Consider the following 21,903-nt stretch of genomic DNA (forward strand, 5'->3'; position numbering starts at 1 on the left):
ATCTCGACGGGGTCCTTGGCGAACGCCCTGGAGAGTCATGATCGGACGGGATCCTCGCGCGGGCGTTGACTGACGTCGGCTGCGTAGGCGGCCCAGTCGCCTGCTGAGAGACGCTGCCAGGCGACGGCCACTTCGATGTGGAGGCCCAGGGTGCGGGCCAGGAGCGCGGCCGGGAGCTCGGTGGCGAGTTGGAAGAGTGCGGTGCTGCGGTCCTGGTTGGGGCGGATCCCGAGCTGATTGAGCCGATTCGTCAGTTGGGTGGTGCTGATCGGGCGGCCGGGCTGACCACCAGGGAAGAGCCACGGAGACGCGGTCAGGGCTCCGATGGTTGCGTGCCCTTTGCGGTTCGCGGCGACGTGTCGGGCCAGGGTGGCGACAGGCTCGGGGAGGTGGATGGGGGCCTGGCCGAGGTGAAGACGTACTTCCTGGGCGCCGACTTCGACGTCCTCGGTGGTGAGGCGGCTGATGGCTGCCGGTCCCTGGGCGTAGAGGAGAAGGAGGAGGCCGGCGAGGCGGTCCTCCGGTTTGAGGGTGTCGTCGTGGAGGAGACGGCGTGCGATATGCCAGCGATGTTCGTCATCGAGCGGTTGGGTGGGGCCGTTCCAGCGGATGGCGGGGACATGGACTGCGGTGAGCTTGTTGGTGCGGGCCCAGCGGATGAAGTGCCCCGCGTGGTAGCGGTGGGTTGCCGAGTCGTCGGTGAGCCACCGCTCAAGGTCCACTTGCTGGCAAGTCTCCAATGTGAGCTCGGCAGCCGCCAGCCAGTTGAGGAAGGCTATGGCTGCTCTGGTCCGCTGACGTGCGGAAATGAACTGCTGCGAAGTGAGGGGCTTGCCAGCGTTCCGTCGTCGGAGTCGCCGGACGAGGTGCCAGATCGCGTAACGATGCAGGATTTTGCGGTGCTCGGGGTCTTGCGGGGATGTGAGAAGGCTGGTCAGGAGGCGTTCGAGGCGGGCCATGTACTCGTCCCGTTGAGGCAGGGCGCCGACGCTCACGAGAACTTGCCGGAGGTGGGCGAGGGGCGGGCTGTCGGGTAGCTCGTCGAGGGCCTCGTGTGTCAGTGCCCGGCGCCCGGCTGCGAGGTCGGCAAGGACCGGAGAGACGGACGGCTTGTTCAGCCAGCGCCTGGCCGTGATGGGATGCTCGGTCGTGGCGATGTTGTTCCGGAGGGCTTCAAGGCCGGGGTGATGGACCTCGGACGGCGGGCCGAGCAGTTCGTTGAGGCGTCGGTTGATCAGGCAGCGGGCGCACTGGCCGGGGTGCGGGTAGTCGGGATCAGTGCAGGTGGGGCAGATGTGCCAGATCTCGGAAGGCGTGCAGGCCGCGCAGACGGGCTGGTCGAGGGTGCCGGAAACGATGGGTGCGGCATTTCCGCATGCCGAGCACGGCGCTGAACGGCGCTGACAGTTCGGACACCACGGTCGGCCTGTGGCGCGGGAGATGCCGCAGGGCTTCTCCTGACGGCAGATGCTGCAGGTCGTGGTGCGGAGGGAGGGGCAGCTCGGGCAGAGCGGTCCGTCCGGCGTGCGGGTGCTCACGACCTTTCGCCTGCCGCAGCTGATGCAAGTCTCCAGGTTGGCGGGGTCGTTGACCAGGCAGTTCGGACACAGCGGCCGACCGTGGTCGTCGCGGGTGGCCGGTTCGCGTCGGGTGCCGCAGCGTGAACACTCTTCGATGCGGGACTTGGCGATGCAGTTGCGGCAGACCCGCTGGCCGTCGAGGGGCTTGCTGATGCGTACGGCTCTGTGACAGCGAGGGCAGGCGGGACGGGTGATCCCGGCGACTCCGGCATCGATGAGCCGGTCGATCAGCCGCAGGATTACGGGGAACGGCGCGAGGTGTCCATTGCCGGTCAACAGCGAGGGGTCGGCTTCCAGAGCCCACGCGATCTTCTGCTGGTTGGCGGGCCGCGGTGCCGAGCGGCGGACCACGTCGGCAATCACATCCAGGTCGGCATGCAGATCCAGTCCAGCGATCACGGCGTGAATCACCGCCATGGGATCCCGTCCGTCGATGTCGCGACACCTCACACAGCGTGCTCTGCCGGCCCGGTCCCGTGTGGAGACGCGTCGGGTCTTCCCGCAACCGGCACAGGGTTCGAACGTCGCGGGCCCGCACACTCCGCAGTACCAGTCTTGACCACGGCGTTGGAGCGTGCGCAGGTGTTTGCCGCACTCGGCGCAGACCGGTGGCGAGGTCGCCTGGGCCCCAGCCTTGCGTAGGGCAATGAGCAGGTCACCGACGGCCCGTGGGGCCGGGGACCGGCCGTCGTTCAAGACCGCGGGGCGGCGGGCCAGCGCGGCGGCGAGCATGCGGGACTTGGCCCGCCCGCCGCCGACCGTGGTAATTACGGCTCGGATCGTCTCGGGCCCGAGTCCCTTCTCAACTCGCATGATCAGGTCAGTGGCCAGGCCGATGGGGTCGGTGACAGCACGACCGTCATGATCTGGGGTGGTCATGAAAGGTCAACGCCCCTGATCCTGGCTCGCTTTGGGCGCAGGCCGCCGAGCCCCTCCGCGGGTGCCTCGTTGCCGCCCGCGGCGGCCTTCCTCGGCTTCTTCACGGTGCCGGCCGCGGCGATCGGCTCGATGAGGTCGTCCATCGTGCAGTCCAGGATGTCGAGCAAGGCCATGAGGATCTTCAGGCTCAGCCGTTCGGGTCGCTCCACGACGAGCCGGTAGACCTGGCTGGTGGACAGCGTGATGCCGCGGTCAGCCAGCGGCGGGATGAGGTCGGTGGTGGAGAACATCCCGCGGTCCGCCATGACCTTGCGCAGGTGCCAGCGGTAGTCGAGTTTGCCGTCCATCCCGTTCCTCCTCATCCCGCCCCGGCGAACGCCGGGGCCAGTGCCTTGTTCAGGGCAGTGTTCATGAAGTCGTCGCTGACGTGCGTGTAGATGGCGGTGGAGCTGTCGCAGTCATGGCCGACTTGCTGCTGGATGAACCGACGGTCGACACCGTCCTCCGTGAGGTGGGTTACGTATGAATGCCTGATCGAGTGCGGAACTAGCTCTTTTGGGAGTTTTAGAGCGTCTCGGTATGTCTCGAAGCGATCGTTGATGGAACCTGGCTGAAGGCGTCCTCCACGTTCGGTGACCCAAAGCGCCGGATGATCGGGGAACCCGAACCGTGGCCGGACGTTCTCGACATAGTCGGCGACCGCCTCGACGGCCCAGTCCATCACCGACAGCACGTTCCGCCGCCGCGGCGGCTGGCCCTTCTTCGCCTTGCCGTAGCGGACGTTGAGCGTGCCGTACCGGCCGAACTGCGGAGCCTTCGAGTTCCGCCCGAAATCGACCAGATCCAGCTTGGACGTCTCAGTCCGGCGGAGCCCCCAGCTGTAAATGACCTTGAAGAGGGTGGCGTCGCGGTAGGCGGCAAGGGCGCCCTTGCGCTTGGACTTCACGGCGCGGTCGACCTGGTCGTCGGCGTAGTCGAGGAACCGCTGCAGCTCTTCGCGGGTGAACGGCCTCGCTTCCGGGTCGCCCTCATAGTCCTGCAGGTGGGGAAGGGTGTTCCACTCGTGGGCGATCGCCACCGGGTGGGTGCCGAAGGTTTCCTCGCAGGCCAGCCCCCATCCGTAGCGGGCGTCGATGAGGAACTCGGTGAACAGGCGAACATCGCCCTGGTAGCCGCGGATCGTGGACGGTGCCAGATGCTTCTCGCCCGTCAATGAGGCCGACCACTCGTCCATGTGACCCGGTGCCCACTGCCACGGGTAGTCGTTCGTGAACTCGAAGAACCGGCGGACCAGCCGTTCCCGGTCGTCGACCGTCTCGTCCTGAAGCCCCCGCGACTTCTGCTGAGCCCGCCAACCCCGCAGCATCGCGTCGAACATCGCGTCCTCGGGACGCAGCTGGACGACCCCGGAAACGAGCTCCAGATGAGCCGATCCAGCCAGGGCCACCTTGCGCTCATGCACCACTCCAGACCCTCCCTTCTGGAGGGCAGATCATGCATCAGACGGGATGGCGCAGGCAACTTCCCTGTTCAGGCGGTTAGTTCGTAGTAGCGTTGGAGTCCCTCAGTCTCTTGCCGTGAACTGGCGACCTGCGGTTTCTCTCCCGTCAGATGCAATTCCCGAGGGTTGGTGTAGTAGCCCTGGGTGGTGGTGATCAGCCGGTGGTCCATCAGCTCCTTCAGCACGTCGACGCGACGCCCGCGTCGGCGTGGCGTTGGGCGTAGCAGTGCCGGTAGGCGTAGGGGAAGATCCGCTTCTTGTCGAACGGCTCCAGTTGGGTGACGCGGGTATCTCCTTCGACGGCGATGACCGGGACGAGGAAGTCGGGCAGCACGTCCACCCAGGTCCGGTGGGCGGAGGAGATGTCGGTGAGCGGTTTGGTCCCCTCCGGGTTGATCCTTACCCGGGGCAGGAGCTTGAGCCGGGTGGGGTCGGTGGCGGGGAAGCGTTCACGGATGCGTCGTTGCTGGCGGCGGATGGTCGCCGCGGTCTCGGCTGCGACCGGCAGGCGACGTCCGAGCCGGTATGCCTTGTGGTTGTCGTAGACAAGGACGGGTGATCCGTCGGGGTCCTGCTCCAGGCAGTTGAGGGGGAGGGTGTTGATCTCGTCCGGGCGGCGGCCGGTGTCGATCATCAGCTCGGTGGCGACGCGGGTCTCGGTGTTGCTCATCGCCTCCAGCTCATCGAGGTGGGCGCACAGCTGGCGCATCACCTCGTCGGGCAGGCCCCGGCTGGCCTCGGTGTCTTCCGGCTCGTCGGGCATGTCTTCGGGCCAGATGGCGAAGTCGACCGGCATCCCTTCCAGGGCCTGGCCGGGGCCGGTGAGTCCGAGGGTGCGGAAGCGGAGCAGGACCCTGCGGACGAAGCGGGTGAAGGTCAGGCGCCGGACGGCGCTCAGTTCTCCGGTCGCGGTGAGGTAGCCCATGCGGTTGGAGAACGCCACGATGTCGCCGCGCGCCCACGCTGCGGGCACCGTGCCGCGGTCCTCGCGCTGGGTGCGCAGGCTCTCGGAGAGCAAGGTCATGGCGGAGATGACGGCGCGGGCGTGGTGCACGGCGTTCTTGTTCCGGCGCCGGGGCAGATCGTCGTAGACCCAGATCTTCATGGCCTCCCGCAGCGGCTCCTGCGCCAGGCTCGTGAACGGCAGGACGCCGGGGTGCCCGAAGACCGCCATGTCCCACACGTCCTTGACGCGTTCGGTCTCCGGCGTCGCATTCAGCCGGCGCAGCGCCCTCTGCCAGGCCCGAATCATCATCTCCTGCTCGCGGTTGTGGCCGTGGGCTGCTGGTTCGGTCACCTCGTTCAGCTCCTGCACCTGGTGGGTGCGCAGCCGGTCGTAGAGGGGGCGCAGGCACTCGGGCCGAGCCTTGATTCCTTCCTCGACGCGGGTCTGCAGTCCGTAGAGGAGTTAGGCGACCAGGAGGTCGGGGAGCCCGCGTAGGCTGGCCTCGCGGGTGGTGCAGCTCGCTTTGTCCGTGCGGCGCCAGCGCGCCTCGTCGAACCCGGGCGCTGCGCGGTCCCGGCGCAGGCGCCGGTAGTGGACCTTGCAGTAGGGGCCTGGGCCTGGTGGCCGGCGCGGTCGAGGTAGCACGCAGCGACCTCACACGGCCCCAGGCTCGCGTATCCGGTCACCCTCGGGTGATTGAGGAACTCCTCCCAGGTCAACGCACTCAGCGCCATGCTCTCGCGCTGGCTGCGGTGGGTGTTGCAGAGCTGGCAGGCGACGGTGTCCCGGGGCCGTTCGCAGCCCGCGACCGCGCACGGTTCCTGTACGACCCCGCGGCTTGTCAGCTTCGGTACGAGCAGGAACTCCTCCGAGGTCAGCTCGGAGCCGCGCCACCGCTCCATGCAACCCCCGCACATCGACCGCGTCAGGACGGTGATCGTCGAAGGGCAGTCCGGCACAGGGCAGTCCGGTACGCCGATCACCGGATGCTGCCGTGGGAACGTGATCACCCGCCGCTCCCAGTCCCAGCCCAGCAAGGCGAGGAAGTCACCGTCCAGCGCGGCCAGGATCTCCTCGCGCCGTCCCTCGCTCGCCGGGCCGGCGGGCTGCGGCACCGCCTGCGCCGTCGTGAGCATCACCGGCCGCCCTCTCCACCGTCGATACCGCGAGGTGAGGGCACCCGCTCGACCGCTGCCCGTACCCGTCCCGGGTCGGGGAACAGGTACGGCCCCTGCGAGACCGGACTCCGGTGGCCCAGTACCGGCCTGGACTTTATCCGGCGTACCACCGGCGTCGGCGACGTTCGATGCGAACGCACGGCGGGCCATGTGTGCCCCGACCCGGCGGTCCAGTCCCGCCCGCGTGCCCAGCCGCTCCAGCAGCTCTCCGACCGCTTCCGGTGATACCGGCTCGCCCAGCGGGGCCCGGAACAAGTTCACCAGAAGGAAGTCGCTCCCGCCGCTCCCGAGCAGGCGGTGGCGCTCCTCGTAGTAGAGGTCGAACGCGCTGACCACGAGGAAGTCCAGCGGCGCCACCCAGGCATGGCGCGACTTCGACCACGCACCGTTGGCGTTCTCCCGGCGCCGCACATGCACGTGGGCACCGGGATGGCCGCAGCCCAACCCGCGGGAGTCCGGCAGCAGATGAACGTCGCTGCGCCGCAGGCCCGCACCGGCCGCGGCCGGTAGAACAGGCCGCCGTCCTCCCCCTGCGCCTCCGCCGGCAGGTCCCGGCTGTCGGCAAGCTCGTAGATCTGCCCCAGCACCGCCCACGGCGCCTCCCTCACCGACACCGCGTACGACAGCAGGCCCCGGACCGCGACCAGAACCCGGTTGACCCGCCGCTCGCCACGGACCGGCTCGGCGCCTGGCCCCGGCTGCACCACCGGCGCCACCCCGTCCCGGGGCGCTGGCGTGTACTTCAGCCAGACGATGAACAGACCGAGGTCGCGGCCGGCCGACGCCCACTGCCGGTTCGTCGACCGGCACCAGCGGAGATACAGCGCGACGCTGCCGGCGTACGACTTCGTCGTCAGCTCCGCCCGGTCCCGTCCGAACCGAAGATTTCGAAGCCACCGGTCAACGACCGGGACGACCTCCAGGTCGTCGTCGAGGACCGTCCAGTACCTCTGCCCGGACGGCAACACCACGGGAAATGCCCGCATCCCAAGCCCCTGCCACGAGTTGTGCAACAACCCGCCGCAGAGCCACACCCCCCGAAAACGAGTCCCAGGGCCTCAACGAACCCGCCTCACACCACGTCACACCGCGCCCATTCCGCCCCCAGAGAAAGTTGATGGGCATCCCGTGCACCGGCTGCGTGGACGGCGCGAAGACACTCGCGTTGCCGGCCGGGGCGAAGGGAAGCATCACTCCATAGGCCAGGCACAAGCGCCGCATCTCCCGCTCGACCCGGCTGCCGGCGGGTGCATACCGTACGTCCACTCCGCCCCCGCGAGGGAGGATGCGCCCCCCCTGCGAGGGCAGTTGAGCCGCCCGAGGGCGCCCGCTGAAGATCACACACGAACCACCCCAGCCGCGCCATGGCTCGGGCAAAACCGATCGCGGGCGGATGGGGCGCCGACGTCGAGGTCGCCTTGGGCGTCGGTCTGGGCCAGGAGCGCGGTGAAGATCCGGTGCCAGGTCCCGTCGGCCGCCCACTTCCGTAGCCGGTTGTGGGTGCCATTCCATGACCCGAATTCGGCGGGCAGGTCCATCCACGGGCAGCCGGTCCGGTAGTTGAACGCGATCGTGTTGATCACCCGCCCGGGATCCTGCCAGCGGCCGCCCATCCGAGGCGTCCGGTTCAGGCAGCAACGGCTCAATCCGCGTCCACTGCACGGCAGTTAACGACACAGCCAGTCCAGCGAGCAGGGTTCAGATGATCGGCAGCCGTCGTACGCCGTGGACGCCCGTCGTCGTCACGCCGTGGATGCCGTCATCCCCCCCGCAGACGCCCGACGTCACGGCCCGGGCGAGTGGCGGAGGAAGGCCCCGCGCAGCAGGGCGCGGAGGGTGTCCGCGGCTGGGGTGGCTCCGGGGCGGTAGGCCACCGAGATGCGGCGGTGTAGCTCCGGTGGGTCCAGTCGGCGGACCCCCAGCGGTGTCATCGACCCCTCCGCCATCATCTCCGGGACCACCGCCACCCCGAGCCCGGCGCTCACCAGCGCGCACACCACCGCGTAGCTCGGCGACTCGCAGCGCACCGCGACACTCGCCCCGGCGGCCGCCAGCGTGGCCTCCACATCGCGCCGGTTGGGGTTGGCCGGCGCCATGCTGACCAGTGGCTGACCGGCCAGCTCGGCGAGCGGCAGGCGTCCGGAGCCCGCCGACAGGGCGTGACCGGGTGCCGTGACCAGCACCAGCTCCTCGGTCAGCAGCGGCTCCAGACGCACTCCCTCCGGCGCCGGCATCGCCTCGCCCGGCACATACTCGTGCGTCAGGGCCAGATCGACCTCGCCCAGTGCCACCGCCCCCGCCGCGTCCGGCGGTACGTACTCCGTGACGCTCAGCTCCACGTCGGGGTGGGCCCGCCGGAACGCGCTGAGCGCGGGCGGCAGCAGATGCGTGCCGGCGGTCATGAACGTGCCGACCCGCAGCCGCCCGCCGGACAGCCCCGCCAGCCGGGACAGCTCGTGCCGCGCCTGATCCAGTTCGTCGAGGACCCGCCGGGCCCGTACGAGCAGCAGCTCACCGGCCGCCGTCAGACGTGCACCGCGATGGTGGCGTACCAGCAGGGCCGCCCCGGCCTCCCGCTCCAGCTTGGCGAGCTGCTGGGAGAGCGCCGGAGCGGTGTACCCGAGCCGGGCGGCGGCCCGGGTGATCGAACCGGCCTCCGCCACCGCTACCAGGGCGGCCAGCCGGGTGGGGTCGTACATAAGAATCTCTTTAGGCTCACCAAGAACATTGCCAATACCCATTAAAGCCTCTGACCGGCGAAGCTGCTCTTATGGACGGACAGCTGATCGCCTTCACCGGAGTCGCCGCGGGCATGGTCGCCATGCCGGGCGCGGATTTCGCGGTCGTGGTGCGCAATGCGCTCGACTCGCGCCGGGCGGGGGTGGCGGCCGCCGTCGGAGTCGCGGGCGGGCTGCTGGTGCACACCGCTCTGGCGGTGGCCGGTCTCGCGGCGGTGCTGGTCGCCGTGCCCGCGCTCTTCGGCGCGGTCCAACTCCTGGGCGGCTGCTACCTGTTGTACCTCGGTGCCCGCGCCCTGACCACGGCCTTCCGGCGCCCGGCGGCCACCACGGACAGTACGACCCGCATGGACAGTACAACCCGCATGGACAGCACGACCCGCACGGATGGCTCGACCTGCATGGCCGGTACGGACCGCGCGGACCGCACGGCGGCGGGCATGCGGCCCGACGGCACCCCGCCCGCCGCCCTCCTGGGCACTGCGCAGAGCCTGCGCCAGGGCTTTCTGACCAATGCCCTCAACCCCAAGGCGCCCGTCCTCTTCCTCAGTCTGCTGCCGCAGTTCGTTCCGGCGGGGGCGCCCGCGCTGCCCCGTACGCTGCTGCTCGCCACGATGGTCGTCGCCATGGCGCTGGTGTGGTTCCCCGCCGTCGCCCTGCTGGTCGACCGGCTGGGCGTCTGGTTGCGCCGCCCCTCGGTGGCCCGCGCCCTGGAAGCCACCACCGGAGCGCTGCTCACGGCCCTGGGAGGCATCCTGCTCGTCGAGCTGGCGCTGTCCTGAGAGCGGCGCGCCCAGGGCTGTTCACGGGGTGCGGTGGACGGGAGGCGGGCAAGGGGGCGGCAAGGAGGCAGGCAGTGGCAGTCCGCACAGGCGGCGGACTCAGCAGCCCGCTGCGTGGCGTAGCGAACGGGCCGGATCGGCTTGATCGGCAGATCAGCAGATCGGTCAGATCCGCCTGATCGGCCAGGTCTGCCAGGTCTGCCAGGTCTGTCGGCACGGCCGGCTCGCCCCAGCAGCTCGGCGAAATCGGCCCAACACCTTGGTAATTGGCCGATCGGAAGATGAACGCCCAGGATCACCCCACCCGCCCGTACCAGACCGAACGGCTCCAGATCCGTTCCAGCCGCACCACGCTCCCGGCCTTGGGGGCATGCCACATCCGGCCCCGGCCCGCGTAGATGCCGACGTGGTAAATGCCGCTGCGCGAATGGAAGAAGACCAGATCGCCGCGGCGGCGCGCGCCGGCCGGGATGTGCCGGGTGCGGCCGTACTGCGCGGCGGCGGTGCGTGGCAGCAAGCGGCCGGCGCGTTTGAACGAGTACAGCATCAGCCCCGAACAGTCGAAGGCGTGCGGCCCCTGGGCGCCGTACCGGTAGGGAGCTCCGCTCTTGGAAGCCGCGATCCGCAGCGCATGGGCGGACACGGATGCGGCGGCTTCGGCATTCCCGGCCGCTCCTGGAGCGACGGTGGTCCCGCCGAGCGTGACCAGCGTCAGAGCGGTGACGGTGCCGGCGCGCGCCAGCAGATTCGGCGTATGCATGCGCATGGTCATGCGCAAACCCTTCGTCAGCCGCCTGCGAAGGAAGACCTGTCGGGTTCGGGCAGGCGAAGATGCCCGGCCGTGCGTACGGCTTCACCCCAAGGAGCCCTCGGCCGTGTTGGCCGGGACCCCGTCCTGCTCGGGTCCTCCGCTCCCGCCGGTCCACGTCGTCGACCGGACGTCCGGCACGGCGGCGGGATTAGGCGCCCGTCCGGACCGCCCCGTCGCTGTGGCGGGGTCTTGTCGTCGAAGGGATCGTCACGCACCTGGCATCCGAATTCCGAGTTGAAAATGCCGTATGTGAGATGGGTCACAATTGCCCCGAATGGTTAGTTTTGTTCCCTCAGGTGCCGCGGCGCGGGGTGTGGCACCCCGCGGACCAGGGGCGAAACATCGGGGACGGAGGAATTGTGCCCGCACTGCGCAATTCGTCGCCTCCTCAGATCGGGTGCGGACGCTACGCCGTATGCGCAGCCACGATGCGTGTGCCGGGTCAGATCTTCTCGGGTGGCGGCATCGTCACCAGCCCGGCCCGGCGCTCGCCGTCCAGGACCCGCAGCGCCCGGGTCAGCGTCGCGCAGTGCAGGTCGGTCTCGCCCCGGTGGTGCATCAGCGTCAGGGCGTCCCGCAGCCGGGTGGCCTTGCCGACCAGCGCCTGGGCGGCGCGCAGGCCGCTGTAGGTGCCGCCGCAGCGGGCCGGGTTGATCCGGCCCAGCAGGTCGATCACCTCCAGGTAGCTGTCGATGAGTTCACCCTCCGCGCGGGTCAGTGCGGGCAGCGGCGGCGGTTCGGGCGGCAGCATCGGGCTCACCGCGCCACGGGCCGGGACGCCGACAGCTTGCGGTTACGGGTGATCTGGTCGATCAGGCCGTACTCCTGGGCGGCGGGGGCATCGAAGATCTTGTCGCGCTCGATATCGGTGGCGATCCGCTCGCGGGTCTGCCCGGTGTGCTTCGCCAGCATCTCTTCCAGTACGTCGCGGGTGCGCAGCATCTCCAGCGCCTGGATCTGCAGGTCGCTGGCCTGCCCCTCGACGGGTTCGCTGAACGACGGCTGATGGATCAGGACCCGGGCGCCGGGCAGCGCGAGCCGCTTTCCGGGGGTGCCGGCGGCCAGCAGCACCGCGGCGGAGGAGGCGGCCTGCCCCAGGCAGACGGTCTCCACGTCGCACGACACGAAGTGCATCGTGTCGTAGATGGCGGTCATCGCGGTGAAGGAGCCGCCGGGGGAGTTGATGTAGAGCGAGATGTCCTGGTCGGGCGCGGCGTGTTCGAGGTGGATGAACTGTGCCATCACATCGTTGGCGGAGGTGTCGTCGATCGGGGTGCCCAGAAAGATGATGCGCTCGCCGAGCAGCTTGGAATACGGGTCCATGGTGCGCGTGCCCTGCGCGGTGCGCTCGGTGAACTCCGGAAGGACATAGCGGGCCGTCGGTTGCAGCATGTCTGCTCCTCTCCTCGTGAAAAATGTACAGGATGTACATTCAGTTGGAATGAGACTCGATTCTAGTGATCAAGTCAACTGTCCAGGTCAGAGGCCGTTTTGACTCCTCGTCGAGGGCGTATGTCTCACAAATCTTTTGCGCAGTCGTAACTGAATAGGCGCCCCTCGGGGTGGGGTGATTTGATCTTGCTGTCCGTTATGGTGATGCTTGTGGATCATGTCGCCTGCTGGCCCGCTGCCCACGTATGAGGAGCTCGCCGCACTGGTGGTCGAGCTGCGGGCCGAGTTGACGGCGACCCGCGCGGAGTTGGTGGTGGCGCGTTCCGAGGTGGCGGCAGCGAAGGCCCGGATCGCGGATCTGGAAGCCGGCTGGGCGCGAATTCGAAGAATTCCTCGAAGCCGCCGTCGTCGGACGGGTTGGCCAAGCGGGCGGCTGCGCGTCCACCTGGCTATGACGGTGCGCGAGCTCTTGGTCCGTGCCAACGCGACCGCTACGCACGACCGCACCGAGGCAGTGGCAGACCTGCGGGTGGCCGCCGGCGCATTGGGCTGAAGCAGTCCGCACGAAATGACGCAGAGGGAGACGTTTCGTCGCATGCTGCTGGGCATCTCACTGCCGAAGTGGTCGGCTGTGCAGTGGGACTCCATGGCCGCAGCGCCCTCGGGCGAGGTCAGGCCTCACTCGATCGGGACAGGATACGAGTCCTCGGGAGCCGCGTGGCACAAGGCGTGGGGCGAGGCCCATCGGGTTGCCCGGCGCATCGAGAAGCAGCAATGTGCCCGAGTTCAAAACGGTGAAGCTGACGCGTCGGAGTAGGTCGCAGACGGCCGATTGCGCCTGCTTTCGATGGGCACTCGCCAAGAAAGCTCGGCACGATCGGTGGGGGCGACCTTGTGGTGGCCCCGGGCGACCTGCCCAAGCCGGACCAGGACGCGCCGGAGACCGTGAGCCCCACCGGCCAGGCCACTGGTGCGGACCGAGCCGCGATGGCCTAGGCCGGCCCGTTCCTGACCACCGCCCAGGGCAACCGGCTCCACGACACGAACCACTCCCTCAAGGCCGGCTCCCGCGGCCCGGTGCTGCTGCAGGATCACCACCTGCGGGAGAAGATCACGCACTTCGACCATGAACGGATTCCCGAGCGGGTTGTCCACGCCCGGGGCGCGGCCGCGCACGGCGTCTTCCGCGCCTACGGCACCGCAGCAAAGATCACTAAGGCTGCGTTCCTGGCTGAGGACGTCGAGACGTCGGTGTTCGTGCGATTTTCGACAGTTCTGGGATCGAGGGGATCGGCCGACACGGTCCGCGACACCCGCGGCTTCGCCACGAAGTTCTACACGACGGAGGGCACCTTCGACCTGGTCGGCAACAACATCCCGGTGTTCTTCATCCAGGACGCCATCAAGTTCCCGGACGTCATCCACGCCGGCAAACCCCACCCCGACCGGGAGATCCCACAGGCCCAGAGTGCCCACGACACCTTCTGGGACTTCGTCACCCTGCATACCGAGGCCACCCACCACACGCTGTGGAACATGTCCGACCGCGGCATCCCCCGCTCGTTCAGGATGATGCAGGGATTCGGCGTCCACACCTTCCGCCTGGTCAACGCCGAGGGCAGCACCACCCTGGTGAAGTTCCACTGGAAGCCGCGGCTGGGTGTCCACTCCCTGGTCTGGGAGGAAGCCCAGATCACTAACGGCATGGACCCCGACTTCCACCGCCGTGACCTGGCCGACGCCATCGAAGCCGGCGCGTTCCCACAATGGGAGCTGGCCGTCCAGACCTTCCCGGACACCCCCGAGCAGACCTTCGAAGGCATCGACCTGCTCGATCCGACCAACATCGTTCCCGAGGAACGTGCACCCGTTCAGCCGATCGGACTGCTCACCCTCAACGCGAACCCGACGAACTTCTTCGCGGAAACGGAGCAGGTCGCTTTCCACCCGGGCCACCTGGTGCCCGGTATCGACGTCACGGACGACCCGCTGCTGGCCGGTCGCTTGTTCTCCTACCTCGACACCCAGATCACCCGGCTCGCCGGTCCGAACTTCGCCCAAATCCCGATCAACCGCACCCACGCCCCCGTCAACGACATGACGCGGGACGGCTTCCACCAGGACGCGGTCCACAGTGGCGTGGCGCCCTACCGGCCCAACTCCCTCGACGGCGGCTGCCCCTTCCTCGCCGGAGCAGACACCGGCGCCTACATCGAGGTACCCGTTGAAATCCCCGCAGCGAAGAAGGTCCGCGAAGCCCCCGCAAGCTTCGATGACCACTTCAGCCAGCCCCGTCGCTTCTGGCTCAGCATGTCCCCGGTGGAACGCGAGCACATCATCGCCGCCTACACCTTCGAGCTGGGCAAGTGCTACGAACAGGCGATCAAAGAGCGCGCTCTGCACGTCCTCGCCAACATCGACCCCGAACTCTGCGAAGGCGTCGCCACCGGCCTTGGACTACCGGCCCCCGAGGCCGACCGCCCTCTCGCCTCCGTCGACCCCAGCCCCGCACTTTCCCAGATCGGCCAGACCTGGCCGCTGGACGGACGCATCATCGGCGTCGTCGCCGACGACAGCAGCGACCTCGACGGCGTACGCGCCCTGCGCCGGGCCGTGCTCGACGCCGGCATGGTCCCCCTGGTCATCGCCCCCGCCGGCGGCAAACTGGACCCCGGCGGTGAGGCGATCACCGTGCAGCGCACCTTCGCCACCGCCCGCTCCATCGAGTTCGACGCCCTCATCCTTGCCGGAACCCCAGGGCCCGGAAAGGACGCCTATGGTGCGCGTGACGCCAAGGCCGGCGAGCCTGCCGAGGCGGAGCGGGCCGAGACCGATCCCCGGGTCCTGCTGATGCTCTCCGAGGCATACCGCCACGGCAAGGCGCTCGGCGGCTGGGCCGGCGCCGAGCGTGTTTTCCACGCCGCGGGAGTGCCGACGGCCGCCCCCGGAGTGGCCCTTGGGAGCGACGGCAGTGCCACCCTGAACCAGATCACCCAGCCACTACCGTCGACGCGCGGCCACAACATGAAGATCCACAACTGCGGATGGAGTATCAAGTGACCGACCTCAGAAGCAACCGACCGAAGCCAGCGTGGCCCGAGGGCCCCTCAGGCCGCCGTTAGCGCCGCCAGGGCTCGGTCCATCGCGGCGTTGAACTCTTCCGGCGTCAGCGGCAGCCGGGACTTGACGTCCCGACTCCACTGGTCGGCGAGGACCTCGGCGGAGCCCGCCTCGACACCGTCGAGCGCCGCGTCGGCCAGGTCCGACGGCGCGATCTTGTCCACGGGCCAGCCCGCGGCCATGTCGGTGTCGGCCAGGCCGAGGTGCACCGCCGTAACGAGCGTGCCCTGCTCGGCGAGCTCCAGGCGGACGCCGTTGGTCATGGCCCACGCGGCGGCCTTGGTCAGGTGGTAGGCGCCTGCGCCCTTGCCCCCGAACCACGACATGGCGGAGAGGACGTTGACGATCGCGCCCCCGCCGTTCCTGGCGAGCGCCGGCGCGAACTCCCGGATCATTCCCAGGTGGCCGAACACGTTGGTCTCCATCTCGTGCCGCACCGCGTCCAGCGAACCGGTCACCAGGTCGGTCCCCGTCTGGATCCCCGCGTTGTTGACGAGCAGTGAGACGTCCCGGGCTGCCTCGGCGGCGGCCTGCACGGATGCGGGATCGGCGATGTTGAGGGGCAGCACCTCGACCCCGGGCAGGTCCACGGACTCCGGTCGGCGGGCCGTCGCGTAGACCTTGCGGGCGCCCCGTTCGAGCAGGCGCTGGGCGAAGGCGCGGCCCAGGCCGCGATTGGCTCCGGTGACAAGGGCAACTGAGTTGTTGATATCCATGTCCGGTACGCTAAAACCTGACGTTAACGTCAAAGGCAAGTGCTGGTCGTCAGGACCGGGGTGAGAGGCATCACCATGACCGTCACGGAGACCGCGGCCGATCGGCTCGTCCGCATCGGCGAGGTGGCGCGGGCCGCCGGTGTCTCGACACGCGCCGTGCGCTACTACGAGCAGCAGGGGCTGCTCATCTCGGAGCGCAGCCCATCCGGCCAGCGCCTCTACAGGCAGGACGCCGTCACCCTGGTGCGCTTCTTCCAGCAGATGTTCGCCGCCGGCCTGACCAGCCGAAGGATCGCGGAACTCCTTCCGTGCTGGGACTCCGGGCACACCGACGCCGAGCAACGAGCCATGCTGCGCACCGAGCGCGACCGCATCCAGGCCAAGGTCGACGACCTGCAGGCCGCCCTGGACCGCCTCGACGAGGTCATCGCGATCACGGACACGCACCCGTAGGCGAGGTCGGTCGAACGGCGCACCAGCGATCTACGGCTGGAGTATTAGGTCATCCTCGGGTGGCGCCCTGCGGCCAGACCACGTGCACGGGGGTGCCGGTGCGCTCGGCGTAGGTGACTACGTCGGCGGTGCCCCCGTGGCCCCGCGCGGGCTTCCCGTCCCACACAGCGAGTAGCTGATCGGCCAGGCCGACCAGGATTTCGCTGCCGGCCATGTGCGCGGCGGAGTGCGCTGTGCGCCCAGGGAGCGCCGGGCCCGCCGGGTGAGGTTGAGGGCCTCGGTGGCGTTCTTTTTGTCCGCCTCGAACTGGGCGAGGGTGCCGAGCTGGTAGGCGGCCAGCAGCGGGTCGCCCGCCGAGCCGGCGGCCTTGATGGCGGAGCCGTACCAGGAGCGGGCGGAACCGTCGTCGCCCTTGTCCCAGGCCAGCCATCCGGCCAGGCTCGCCGCCTCACTGCCGACGGCCGCCGGCCGTCGCCGCTCGGCGTCGTCCGTCGCGTTGCGGGTGATGGACTGGATCAGCCGCAGGTGGGACTCCACGGTGTCGGACAGGTCCCGCGACGGTGTCGTGCCGTCGAGCCGGCGGTAGGCGCTGGTGCTCAGGCGCAGGGCGGCGGCCTGGCCGGCGGTGGTGTCCGAGGGGTCGGGGAGTGCGTCGAGTACGGGGGTCGCGGCCACTGCGGCCACCGCGCCCAGGAAAGTTCGTCGGTCCACGTCGGAGTCCGATCCGTTCACCGGTCCCCGGTGCCGTCCGTGTCCGTCTGCGAGTCCCACCAGGGACGGCGGGAATCCCAGATGTGCGGACGCCGCTGCCAGGATGTCCGTGCTGTAGGCCTCGGCTCCGCGCTTCTCCAGACGGGAGACGGCAGACTGGGACAGGCCGCACGCCTGGCCTAACTGACTCTGGCTCATGCGCTGTTCCTCGCGTGCGAGCGCGATCACCCTGCCGTAGTCCCCGGCCCGGGAGGCATCCCGGATCGGTCCTGTCTGCCAGTTCATGACCACGGCACACCCCCACGCTACGAGCCCCACCACCAGCGCCCGGCATCCGTATGCGCTGTGCGCATATCCGTATGCGGGTGCCGGGTATCCGATGGTCCCATGCCTGTAGCTGGTCGTTGACTGTCTGTCAGTGCAACGGCGCCCCGGGCGTCGGCCCATCCCTGTATCGAGGCGATGACGATGACGATGGCGACAGACCACCAGCGAGCCGACCACGCCGCGGCCGCGCCCTTCCACATCGGTGAACGCGTAACCGGCATGACCTACGTCCCCCCGGAAAACCGGCCCTTCGAGCAGCCGCGCCTGAAGCAGACCAGCGCCAACAAGAACGAAGAACTCACCAGACTCCGAGGGGACATCCCCGCACTCGTGCGAGCGCTCAACCAGCTCACCGCCGAAAACGAAGAACTACGCCAGCAGCTACAACTGCCGTCGCCCAGCATCGTGCCTCTGCGCCCGGCGGCAAAGTGACGCCGGCCCTCACTTGCCCGGCGGCGCCTGCACGCGAGTGCCTGTGCCAGGTCTTTCGATACTCAGGGTGATTCACCGGCGACGGATGGGGATGCGGCGCTGTTGTCAGTGGCGGATCAGGCCGGTGCGTTTGACAGTCGCCAGGAGCGGGGTGCTGTCGATGGCGGTGACCCCGTCGAGGGGGCCGACGGTGTCGGTGAGGAAGGTGTACAGGGCGTCGAGGTTCGCGGCGGCGACAGCGGCGACCAGGTTGGCGGGACCGGTGGTGGCGGCGCAGAACCGGACGTGCGGGTGGGTGCTCAGGGTCTGCGCGGTCTCCTGCAGTGCACCTGGCTGTACGGCAATCCACAGCAACGCCTCGGACTGCGCGCCGAGCAGTGCGAGATCGAGCTCGGTGGCCAGGCGCAGCACCTGGCCCTCCACGAGGGCCTCTAGCCGTCGGCGGGCGGTGAGCGCGGTGGAGCCGGCGCGGCGGGCCAGGTCCGTGTAGGTGGCCCGACCGTCCTCGGCCAGCGCGGCGATCAGCGCGCTGTCGACGTCGAGAGGCGTGTACGACGCTGTCGGCATCGACGCCGGCGCCGGATCGGGGGCGAGGTCGGCCAGTTCCGCGGGTGAGAGGAGACCGGCGGTCCAGCGGAACGCCGTGGGGAAGACGCGCAGCAGGGTGTGGGCGGTCCAGGAGCCGACGGCGTCGGTGGCGGGCAGATCACGCAGCAACAGGTTGTTGCGGGCCTCCGGCCCTTCCAGGAAGAAAACCGTGGAGATCTCGTCGCCGCCGCCGAGGATGTCCACCCAGACGGTGTCGGTGCGGCGGGCCAGCGCCTGGGCGACCTGACGGATCTTGCTGGGGCGGCAACGGATGCGCAGGGCGACGGGAACCAGGTGCGGGAAACGCGCCGGGTTGCGTACGACGGTCCCGCGCAGGGTGTCGTCGGCGTAGAGCAGGGCGACACGGCGTACGACGGTGCGCTCGGACAGGCCCAGGCAGCGGGCCACCTCGCGCCAGGAGGCGCGCGGCGAGGCGACCAGCGCGGCCGCGATCCGTCGATCGGTTTCATCGAGTACCTGTCGCATGATCCGCATGATAGGCCGATGTCCTGGCGTACTTTCTGCGCAGAAGCCTTCAGCTTGGCGATGGATCCCCGTATCCCTCCTACAACAGTCTCGTCACCGAACGACACGTTCGGGATCCGGCACCCGCGAGATGGGGGAGAAGACGATGACTGATCACGGAGCCGACCTGCTGATCCGCGCCGGCGCGGTGCACACCCTGGTGCCTGGACAGGCCCCGCAGCGGGCACTGGCCGTGCGCGGCGACCGTATCGCCGCCGTGTCCGCCGACCCCGACGGCCTCGACCACCTGGTGAGCGCGGACACGCAGGTCCATGACCTGCCGGGTGCCACCGTGCTGCCCGCCTTCGACGACACCCACACCCACCTGATCTTCGCGGCGCTCGGTGCCCACGACGTCCCCGTCCACCGGGCCCGGAACATCCCCGAGTTCCTCGACCTGATCCGGCGGCGGGCCGCTGTCACCCCCGAGGGCGAGTGGATCCGCACCACCACCAACTGGCAGGAACTCAACCTGGCCGAGCGTCGCATGCCCACCGCGGCCGAACTCGACCAGGCCACCGACCGGCACCCGGTCCTCGTCAAGCGCGGCGGCCACAACGACATCGTCAACACGTTCGCGCTCCGTCTGGCGGGCATCACCGAGGGCACCCCCGTACCGCCGGGTGGCATCATCGGTCGCGGCGCCGACGGCAAGCTGGACGGCCGGCTGATCGACAACGCCCTGCACCTGGTGGAGCACCTGGTCCCGGCCCCGGACCGGACCGAGCGCATCGACGGACTGCGTCTGGCCAGCCGCGACTACGCCGCCACGGGCATCGGGACCGTGCGCGACTGCGCGGTGACCCCCGAGGACTACGCGGTGCTCCTGGCCGCCCGCGAGACCGGGGCGCTGAGCACCCGGGTGCGGGCCCTGATCTCCGCGCTCGGACTGACCAGCGCGGCCCAGGTCGAGGACCTGCTCGACGTCATGGAGGAGTGGCGTGACAACTCCGACCCGTGGCTGTCGGTGTGGGGTGTGAAGTTCGGCTTCGACGGCGGCCTGGAGGCCGGCGCCACCGAGGAGCCGTACGCCTGCGACCACTCCTACTCCGGGATGCTGATCTGGGAACCGGACGCCCTGGTCGAGGCGGTCGAGGCGGTCGTCCGGCGCGGCTGGCGGGTCGGCACCCACGCCTACGGCGACCGCGCGGTCCGTGCCCTCCTGGACGTCTACGAACGCGTCCTCGACCGCAACCCCGGTCTGCCCGCCGGCACGCTGGTGATGGAGCACGGCGGCCTGGCCGGCCCCGAACAGCGCGCCCGCGCCGTCGCGTTGGGTGTTCCCGTCACCATCCAGCAGCCGCTGCTGCACGACACCGCCGAGGTGGAGGAGGGCTTCTGGGGTCCGGAACGCGTCGCCCGCCTCTTCCCGGCCCGCGGCTGGGTCGACCTGGGTGCCGAGGTCAGCGCCGGATCCGACTTCCCCGTCGGCCAGTTCGGCGCCATGCGCTCGGTCTGGGGCATGACCACGCGGCAGACCGTCATCGGCGTCAAGGGCCCCGAACACGCCATCACCTACGACGAAGCTCTCACCCTGCACACCGTCAACGCCGCCCGCCTCACCGGCGAGGAGCACCTGCGCGGCACCCTCACCCCCGGCCGCCTCGCCGACCTCACCGTCTGGGACCAGGACCCCGCCCACTGCCCCGGCGACGCCCTGCGCGACCTGAGCCCCACGCACACCTTCGTCGGCGGCCTCCTGGTCACACCCGCCGGCACGCGCTAATCGCGCCCCTTCCTCATGACAGGGCCAGTCAATCCACTGTGTGGCGACTGGCCCTGTCGCGGCCGTGCGGGCGCCCGTTGGGATGGACCTGCTTCCGCCGACGGGCGGGATACGCAGATCCCGCTGCAACAGCTTTATCGACGGGTCCTCGATGACCATGCCGCGTACACGCTCGTTCGTGCAGGTAGACGTGTTCTCCACGAGCCCCTACTCCGGTAATCCAGTCGCGGTCGTCCTGGACGGGGCGGACCTGAGTGATGAGGAGATGGAGCGTCTGGCGCGGTGGACGAATCTGTCCGAGACCACGTTCGTCCTGCCCTCCACCGTCCCGGAGGCGGACTACCGGCTGCGGATCTTCACCCCGGGAGGCGAGCTTCCGTTCGCCGGGCACCCCACGCTCGGCTCCGCGCGGGCCTGGCTGGACGGCGGCGGCACACCGCAGCACGCCGAGTACCTCGTGCAGGAGTGCGCCGCAGGCCTGGTCACCGTGCGCCGCGGCGAGGACTGGCTTTGTTCGCGAGAACGGACAGCAGATGTTCACCATTTCCGGAGGCACCACGGTCGGCGACTGTTCGATTCTCGTTTCCGCCCCCACGGGCCCATCGGGCGTGTAGGCACACTGCATCGACCTGTCAGGGTTGCCTGACAAGAACGCGGGCGTCAGGGTAGCCTGACGCTCTGTTGCCGTAGATGTAGGAGGAAGCGCCGTGTGGGATGACGACCGTGACGGACGCCGTGAGCACGAGGGCCTGGCCCGCGCGCTGGATGAAAGCGGGGCTCCGGACCGCAGGATCTGGAACGGGCACCGCTGGCAGGACTGGGACTCTTGGGGTGAGACCGGGCTGGTCACCTTCGACCTGCACCCCGGAGAGCCGGCCGCACTGCGAGCCGAGTGCCAGTGTGTCTGGCACGGCGAAGCCCACCCGGTGAACGGCGACCCCATCTCGGCCGCGGCCGAGGTCAAGACCGACTGGGAGCAGCACATCGCTACGGTCACCGCAGCGATGTATCCGGTGGACGTCGCCGACGAGATGGGCGACCTGATGAGTCGGCTGTACATGCTGACCCAGGAGCAACCACTCGCCGCCCTGACCGCGCTGCGCGAGCTTGAGCAGAAGATCGAACCGCTACGGGTGGTCACCGTGGCCCACGCCCGGCATCTGCCGCTGTCCTGGCAGAAGGTCGCCGACGCGCTCGGCGTCACCCGGCAAAGCGCCTGGGAGAAATACCAGTTCGCTGGGACCGGGGCAGACGTCGATGCCGCCTACGCGAAGGCCGCACCGCCTGTCTCATGAGATGCATGGCCCCTGTGCATGGGCTGTTCGATTCCCACGGTTAGCTCAGGTGCCTCCGGAAATGGTGAACATCTGCTGTCCGTTCTCGCGAACAAAGCCAGCGAGGATGTGCTTCGACAGCCTAGTTAGTCGAGTACAGCGCGCTGACCTGCGTCGACTGAGTTGGGTGTCAACACGACGTTCGATGGACCGGATCATCGTGT

21 protein-coding genes and 3 pseudogenes are annotated in these 21,903 nt (G+C 69.2%); 8 read left to right on the forward strand and 16 right to left on the reverse strand.

The features are described from left to right. Positions 1-35: 35 nt before the first annotated feature. The 9 genes from ABR737_RS40970 to ABR737_RS41010 form a co-directional block, all read right to left on the reverse strand. A complete protein-coding gene (locus tag ABR737_RS40970) occupies positions 36-1,997 on the reverse strand; it encodes an ATP-binding protein (protein WP_350256222.1) in 1,962 nt (653 codons plus the stop codon). A 458-nt stretch (positions 1,998-2,455) separates the two neighbouring features. Then, positions 2,456-2,806: a helix-turn-helix domain-containing protein gene (locus ABR737_RS40975; protein WP_350256223.1), complete on the reverse strand. Its 351-nt coding sequence runs from the start codon at positions 2,804-2,806 to the stop codon at positions 2,456-2,458. An 11-nt stretch (positions 2,807-2,817) separates the two neighbouring features. Continuing rightward, complete coding sequence (locus ABR737_RS40980) at positions 2,818-3,924, reverse strand: tyrosine-type recombinase/integrase (RefSeq protein ID WP_350256224.1); 1,107 nt, start codon at positions 3,922-3,924, stop codon at positions 2,818-2,820. 65 nt (positions 3,925-3,989) lie between these two features. Continuing rightward, complete coding sequence (locus tag ABR737_RS40985; protein ID WP_350256225.1) at positions 3,990-4,145, reverse strand: hypothetical protein; 156 nt, start codon at positions 4,143-4,145, stop codon at positions 3,990-3,992. Continuing rightward, complete coding sequence (locus tag ABR737_RS40990) at positions 4,139-5,257, reverse strand: hypothetical protein (protein WP_350256226.1); 1,119 nt, start codon at positions 5,255-5,257, stop codon at positions 4,139-4,141. The genes ABR737_RS40985 and ABR737_RS40990 overlap by 7 nt, the downstream gene beginning before the upstream one ends. A gap of 5 nt (positions 5,258-5,262) precedes the next feature. After that, on the reverse strand, positions 5,263-6,441 hold the full coding sequence (locus ABR737_RS40995; RefSeq protein ID WP_350256227.1) for a site-specific integrase: 1,179 nt from the start codon (positions 6,439-6,441) through the stop codon (positions 5,263-5,265). After that, positions 6,342-7,070, reverse strand: a complete 729-nt coding sequence (locus ABR737_RS41000) for a site-specific integrase (RefSeq protein ID WP_350256228.1) — start codon at positions 7,068-7,070, stop codon at positions 6,342-6,344. Before ABR737_RS41000 ends, ABR737_RS40995 begins: the two co-directional genes overlap by 100 nt. 351 nt (positions 7,071-7,421) lie before the next feature. Beyond that, positions 7,422-7,697: a transposase gene (locus ABR737_RS41005; protein ID WP_350256229.1), complete on the reverse strand. Its 276-nt coding sequence runs from the start codon at positions 7,695-7,697 to the stop codon at positions 7,422-7,424. Positions 7,698-7,868: 171 nt separating this feature from the next. Continuing rightward, complete coding sequence (locus ABR737_RS41010) at positions 7,869-8,783, reverse strand: LysR family transcriptional regulator (protein ID WP_350256230.1); 915 nt, start codon at positions 8,781-8,783, stop codon at positions 7,869-7,871. Between the two features lie 71 nt (positions 8,784-8,854). Here ABR737_RS41010 and ABR737_RS41015 point away from each other — a divergent pair, with 71 nt between their 5' ends. After that, positions 8,855-9,604, forward strand: a complete 750-nt coding sequence (locus ABR737_RS41015) for a LysE family translocator (protein WP_350256231.1) — start codon at positions 8,855-8,857, stop codon at positions 9,602-9,604. A 295-nt stretch (positions 9,605-9,899) separates the two neighbouring features. Here the strand turns inward: ABR737_RS41015 and ABR737_RS41020 are convergent, their stop codons facing one another. The 3 genes from ABR737_RS41020 to ABR737_RS41030 all read right to left on the reverse strand — a co-directional run bounded on the left by ABR737_RS41020 (position 9,900) and on the right by ABR737_RS41030 (position 11,807). After that, positions 9,900-10,376, reverse strand: a complete 477-nt coding sequence (locus ABR737_RS41020; protein WP_350256232.1) for a C40 family peptidase — start codon at positions 10,374-10,376, stop codon at positions 9,900-9,902. A gap of 481 nt (positions 10,377-10,857) precedes the next feature. Then, complete coding sequence (locus tag ABR737_RS41025) at positions 10,858-11,166, reverse strand: hypothetical protein (protein ID WP_350257120.1); 309 nt, start codon at positions 11,164-11,166, stop codon at positions 10,858-10,860. 5 nt (positions 11,167-11,171) lie between these two features. Beyond that, positions 11,172-11,807: an ATP-dependent Clp protease proteolytic subunit gene (locus ABR737_RS41030; RefSeq protein ID WP_350256233.1), complete on the reverse strand. Its 636-nt coding sequence runs from the start codon at positions 11,805-11,807 to the stop codon at positions 11,172-11,174. Between the two features lie 369 nt (positions 11,808-12,176). Here ABR737_RS41030 and ABR737_RS41035 point away from each other — a divergent pair, with 369 nt between their 5' ends. After that, positions 12,177-12,605: a hypothetical protein gene (locus tag ABR737_RS41035; RefSeq protein ID WP_350257121.1), complete on the forward strand. Its 429-nt coding sequence runs from the start codon at positions 12,177-12,179 to the stop codon at positions 12,603-12,605. 117 nt (positions 12,606-12,722) lie between these two features. Next, positions 12,723-14,867 (forward strand): annotated as a pseudogene (locus tag ABR737_RS41040) (catalase); the annotation flags it as partial. 47 nt (positions 14,868-14,914) lie between these two features. On the opposite strand, the gene ABR737_RS41045 reads toward ABR737_RS41040, so the two are convergent. After that, entirely contained in the window at positions 14,915-15,643 is a 729-nt protein-coding gene (locus tag ABR737_RS41045; RefSeq protein WP_350256234.1) for an SDR family oxidoreductase, read from the reverse strand. A gap of 75 nt (positions 15,644-15,718) precedes the next feature. Between ABR737_RS41045 and ABR737_RS41050 the strand changes: the two genes are divergently transcribed. Continuing rightward, positions 15,719-16,096: a MerR family transcriptional regulator gene (locus tag ABR737_RS41050; RefSeq protein ID WP_350256235.1), complete on the forward strand. Its 378-nt coding sequence runs from the start codon at positions 15,719-15,721 to the stop codon at positions 16,094-16,096. 49 nt (positions 16,097-16,145) lie between these two features. Here ABR737_RS41050 and ABR737_RS44030 read toward each other — a convergent pair. Next, positions 16,146-16,334 (reverse strand): annotated as a pseudogene (locus ABR737_RS44030) (hypothetical protein); the annotation flags it as partial. A 44-nt stretch (positions 16,335-16,378) separates the two neighbouring features. Then, a pseudogene (locus ABR737_RS44035) lies at positions 16,379-17,254 on the reverse strand (helix-turn-helix domain-containing protein); the annotation flags it as partial. A 21-nt stretch (positions 17,255-17,275) separates the two neighbouring features. Between ABR737_RS44035 and ABR737_RS41060 the strand changes: the two are divergent. Continuing rightward, positions 17,276-17,566, forward strand: a complete 291-nt coding sequence (locus tag ABR737_RS41060) for a hypothetical protein (RefSeq protein WP_350256236.1) — start codon at positions 17,276-17,278, stop codon at positions 17,564-17,566. A 105-nt stretch (positions 17,567-17,671) separates the two neighbouring features. Here the strand turns inward: ABR737_RS41060 and ABR737_RS41065 are convergent, their stop codons facing one another. Next, the gene (locus ABR737_RS41065) at positions 17,672-18,640 is read right to left on the reverse strand and encodes an Lrp/AsnC family transcriptional regulator (RefSeq protein ID WP_350256237.1); all 969 of its coding nucleotides are present in this window, start codon (positions 18,638-18,640) and stop codon (positions 17,672-17,674) included. A gap of 145 nt (positions 18,641-18,785) precedes the next feature. Between ABR737_RS41065 and ABR737_RS41070 the strand changes: the two genes are divergently transcribed. The 3 genes from ABR737_RS41070 to ABR737_RS41080 all read left to right on the forward strand — a co-directional run bounded on the left by ABR737_RS41070 (position 18,786) and on the right by ABR737_RS41080 (position 21,700). After that, the gene (locus ABR737_RS41070; RefSeq protein ID WP_350256238.1) at positions 18,786-20,405 is read left to right on the forward strand and encodes an amidohydrolase; all 1,620 of its coding nucleotides are present in this window, start codon (positions 18,786-18,788) and stop codon (positions 20,403-20,405) included. Positions 20,406-20,583: 178 nt separating this feature from the next. Continuing rightward, the gene (locus ABR737_RS41075; protein ID WP_350256239.1) at positions 20,584-21,051 is read left to right on the forward strand and encodes a PhzF family phenazine biosynthesis protein; all 468 of its coding nucleotides are present in this window, start codon (positions 20,584-20,586) and stop codon (positions 21,049-21,051) included. Between the two features lie 61 nt (positions 21,052-21,112). Further along, positions 21,113-21,700 carry a hypothetical protein gene (locus tag ABR737_RS41080; RefSeq protein ID WP_350256240.1) on the forward strand — a complete coding sequence of 196 codons (588 nt, stop codon included), beginning with the start codon at positions 21,113-21,115 and terminating at the stop codon, positions 21,698-21,700. Positions 21,701-21,903 lie beyond the last annotated feature (203 nt).

Origin of the sequence: Streptomyces sp. Edi2 (assembly GCF_040253635.1) — a bacterium.
Lineage (GTDB): Bacteria > Actinomycetota > Actinomycetes > Streptomycetales > Streptomycetaceae > Streptomyces.

Excerpts from the sequence above, each read along its gene's own strand:
- ABR737_RS41010 (WP_350256230.1), bottom strand. The coding sequence starts at position 8,783 with ATGTACGACCCCACCCGGCTGGCCGCCCTGGTAGCGGTGGCGGAGGCC.
- ABR737_RS41025 (WP_350257120.1), bottom strand. The coding sequence starts at position 11,166 with ATGCTGCCGCCCGAACCGCCGCCGCTGCCCGCACTGACCCGCGCGGAG.
- ABR737_RS41020 (WP_350256232.1), bottom strand. The coding sequence starts at position 10,376 with ATGACCATGCGCATGCATACGCCGAATCTGCTGGCGCGCGCCGGCACC.
- ABR737_RS41050 (WP_350256235.1), top strand. The coding sequence starts at position 15,719 with ATGACCGTCACGGAGACCGCGGCCGATCGGCTCGTCCGCATCGGCGAG.
- ABR737_RS40970 (WP_350256222.1), bottom strand. The coding sequence starts at position 1,997 with ATGGCGGTGATTCACGCCGTGATCGCTGGACTGGATCTGCATGCCGAC.
- ABR737_RS41070 (WP_350256238.1), top strand. The coding sequence starts at position 18,786 with ATGACTGATCACGGAGCCGACCTGCTGATCCGCGCCGGCGCGGTGCAC.
- ABR737_RS41015 (WP_350256231.1), top strand. The coding sequence starts at position 8,855 with ATGGACGGACAGCTGATCGCCTTCACCGGAGTCGCCGCGGGCATGGTC.
- ABR737_RS41060 (WP_350256236.1), top strand. The coding sequence starts at position 17,276 with ATGACGATGGCGACAGACCACCAGCGAGCCGACCACGCCGCGGCCGCG.
- ABR737_RS41000 (WP_350256228.1), bottom strand. The coding sequence starts at position 7,070 with ATGCGGGCATTTCCCGTGGTGTTGCCGTCCGGGCAGAGGTACTGGACG.
- ABR737_RS41005 (WP_350256229.1), bottom strand. The coding sequence starts at position 7,697 with ATGGGCGGCCGCTGGCAGGATCCCGGGCGGGTGATCAACACGATCGCG.
- ABR737_RS41045 (WP_350256234.1), bottom strand. The coding sequence starts at position 15,643 with ATGGATATCAACAACTCAGTTGCCCTTGTCACCGGAGCCAATCGCGGC.
- ABR737_RS41030 (WP_350256233.1), bottom strand. The coding sequence starts at position 11,807 with ATGCTGCAACCGACGGCCCGCTATGTCCTTCCGGAGTTCACCGAGCGC.
- ABR737_RS41065 (WP_350256237.1), bottom strand. The coding sequence starts at position 18,640 with ATGCGACAGGTACTCGATGAAACCGATCGACGGATCGCGGCCGCGCTG.
- ABR737_RS40975 (WP_350256223.1), bottom strand. The coding sequence starts at position 2,806 with ATGGACGGCAAACTCGACTACCGCTGGCACCTGCGCAAGGTCATGGCG.